Origin of the sequence: Gemmobacter sp. LW-1 (genome assembly GCF_001303875.1) — a bacterium.
In the GTDB taxonomy this organism is placed as follows: domain Bacteria; phylum Pseudomonadota; class Alphaproteobacteria; order Rhodobacterales; family Rhodobacteraceae; genus Gemmobacter; species Gemmobacter caeni.
Map to the genome: position 1 here is coordinate 1 of NZ_LJSC01000014.1, position 2,907 is coordinate 2,907.

The 2,907-nt window shown below is 66.3% G+C and carries 3 protein-coding genes; all 3 read right to left on the reverse strand.

The genetic code is table 11. The features are described from left to right. Nucleotides 1–650 (reverse strand): thiamine pyrophosphate-binding protein (locus AO684_RS02150; RefSeq protein WP_255349793.1); only part of this gene is annotated, 650 nt, incomplete at its 3' end. 10 nt (nucleotides 651–660) lie between these two features. Beyond that, nucleotides 661–1,491 carry an enoyl-CoA hydratase/isomerase family protein gene (locus tag AO684_RS02155; protein WP_054301105.1) on the reverse strand — a complete coding sequence of 277 codons (831 nt, stop codon included), beginning with the start codon at nucleotides 1,489–1,491 and terminating at the stop codon, nucleotides 661–663. Nucleotides 1,492–1,547: 56 nt separating this feature from the next. Beyond that, nucleotides 1,548–2,907: AMP-binding protein (locus tag AO684_RS02160; RefSeq protein WP_054301106.1), on the reverse strand; the 1,360-nt coding region annotated here is incomplete at its 5' end.

The following is a 2,907-nucleotide window of genomic DNA, read 5'->3' on the forward strand; positions in this document are numbered from 1 at the left end:
AGCTCCGCCGCCGCCGCCGCCAGATCAGCCGACAGCGCGCGGGCCCGGTGGGCAGGCGCGCGGATATAGCGGTCGTCGATCAGGATGGGCTGGGTCTCGGGGTCCCAGGGATGATCCATGATGTCATGCGGCACGATGATCGCCACCGGGCCGGGCCGCGGCGAAGTCGCCACCCGCCAGGCGGTGCGCACGATCTCGGCAAAGGATTGCGGCGTCGGCACCAGAAATGCCTCTTTCGAGATGGATTTCAGGTAGGACAACTGGTCAAAGCCCTGGCTGGCCACGCCCTTGGCCTTCAGCGGCAACCAGTCGCGCGGCAGTTCACCCACAATCGCGATCAGCGGGATCGAGGCATTCATCGCCTCGACGAAGCCGTCGGTCAGCTTGGTTGCGCCGGGGCCGACCGTCACGTCACAGACCCCCGGCTTGCCGGTCAGCCGGGCATAGGCGTCGGCGGCATAGACGCCATTGCGTTCGTCGCGCACCAGCACATGATTGATGCGGTCGCGGCGGTTGCCGATGCCCTCGTAAAGACCGCAGGTCTGACCGCCCGGCATGCCAAAGACCACCTCGACCCCGTAGCCGATCAGCATTTCGGTCAGCATGTCGCCCATATGCAGGGCTGTGCCCGTCTGGTTCTGATCCTTCATGTCATTCCCCTCAGGTCAGTGCGCCATAGCGGCTGTCGCGGAAATCCAGCGCCTTGCGCAGGCCCTGTTCGCGCACCAGCGTGACAAATTCGGTCTTTTCCGGCGCCTGCGCCGCGTTCAGCGTCGCCGCGAGGTCGAGATTGGTGTTCACCGCGTTGCGCAGGCCCATCGCCTCGTAAGCCCGCGTCAGCGCGATCTTGGTCAGCCGCAGCGTGATCAGCGGCGTCAGCGCGATCTTCTGCGCCAGTTGTGCGACCGCCTGGTCCAGTGCCTCGGGCTCTACCACGCGGTTGATCATGCCCAGCCGCTCTGCTTCGGCGGCGCTGATCGTATCGCCGGTCAGCAACAGCTCCATCGTCTTCTTCTGCCCCAGAATGAAAGGCATGAGCAGCGTCACCGGGCCTGAGCCGAAGCGGATTTCAGGCTCGCCGAACTGCGCGCGATCAGTGGCCACGATCATGTCGCAGGCCATGGCAAGTTCGCAGGCCCCGGCAAGGCACCAGCCGTCGACTGCTGCAATCGTCGGTTTCTGCGAGGCCCAGACCGCCATCGACAGACCGACGTTGTTCGACAGCGCCCCGTGCCAGTCTTCGGGGCGGGCAAGGCCGACCTCCACCTCTTCCGAAATGTCGTAACCGACCGAGAAATGGTTGCCGCTGCCCCGCAGCACGATCACCTTCACACGGTCATCGGCCTGCAGGTCACGGACATGCGCGGTCAGCGCCTGCACCACGCCCGAAGACAGCGCGTTGATCTTCTTCGGCCTGTTGATCGTGAGCCAGGCAACGCCGTCACGGATCTCGCAACCGACGATCTCCGTCGGCAGGTCAGTGCTTTCCATGTCTTCCTCCAGTTCAATTTCTCTGCGGTCCGGTCATCCGCCGGTCCCACCTGCGTTCAGGCCGGGGTGGCGGCCCCGATCTGCTCGATCTGCAAATCCCCGTTTGCCAGCATCCGCCGCATGGCCACCTTGTCAGCCTTGCCGACCGTGGTGCGCGGCAGGCTGTCGAGCCGCGCCCAATGCGCGGGCACCCACCATTTCGCGACCCGCGCCGACAGGTGCGCAGGCATCAGGTCGGGCGAGAAGCCCGGCCCCGCCACCACCAGCGCAAGGGGGCGTTCCTGCCAGCGCGGATCGGGCATGGCAATGACCGCCACGTCCAGAACCGACGGATGACTGCGGATCGCCTCTTCCAGCGGCAGCGAGGGAATCCATTCGCCACCGGATTTGATCGCGTCCTTCACCCGGTCGGTCAGTCGCACCCGGCCTTCGGCATCCAGCGTGCCGATGTCGCCGGTCCGCAGCCAGCCATCCTGAAATCCGTCCTCCGCCGCGCGCCGAAAATAGCGGGCGGTCACCCAGGGGCCACGGATCTGCAATTCGCCCGGCGTCCTGCCGTCTGCGGGCAGGGGCACGCCCTCCAGCGTAGCGGTGCGCATCTCCAGCCCGCAGACCACCCGACCCGCCGCAGCAACCTGACCCGAAGGCGCACCGATGGCCGACATGGACGAGGTTTCCGTCATGCCCCAGGCGGTCTGGGTTTCCACCCCCAGCGCACCCCAGGCCGCGACCAGCGTATCGGGCACCGGCGCCCCGCCGGTAACGATCCGGCGCAGCTGCGGCGGCGCAGGCAGCCCTGCCGCCTTTCGCGCCGCCAGCACATCCGACCAGATGGTCGGCACCCCGGCGGCCAGCGTCACGCCCTCTTCATCCAGCAAGGGGTTCAGTACCGCTGGCTGAAACCGGGTACCTGGCAATACAAGTTTCGCCCCCGCCATCATCGCGGCATAGGGCAGACCCCAGCCATTGACGTGATAGAACGGAACGGCGGGCAGGATCACCGTCGCCTCACCAATCCTCAGGGAATTGGCGGTGCAGAGCGAGATGGCCTGCAACCACAATGACCTGTGACTATAGGCGATGCCCTTGGGCTGGCCGGTGGTGCCCCCGGTATAACACAGGATCGCGGCGGCATTTTCGTCAGGGTCGGGCCAGTCGCTGCGTGGCTGCCCTTCGGCCAGCAGCGCCTCGTATCCGATGGTTTCAACCGGCAGACCGGCGAAAGACACCGGCGCATCCTGCCCGGTCACGATCACCAGTCGCACCGCTCCACGCGCCAGTCCTGGCGCCAGTTCGGCAAAACGCGCGGCCAGCGCCCCGTCGACCAGAATGACCCCTGCGCCGGATTCGGCGACCATCGCGGAAAGCTGGTCGTCATGCAGCCGGATGTTGAGTGTATGCAGCACGGCACCCATC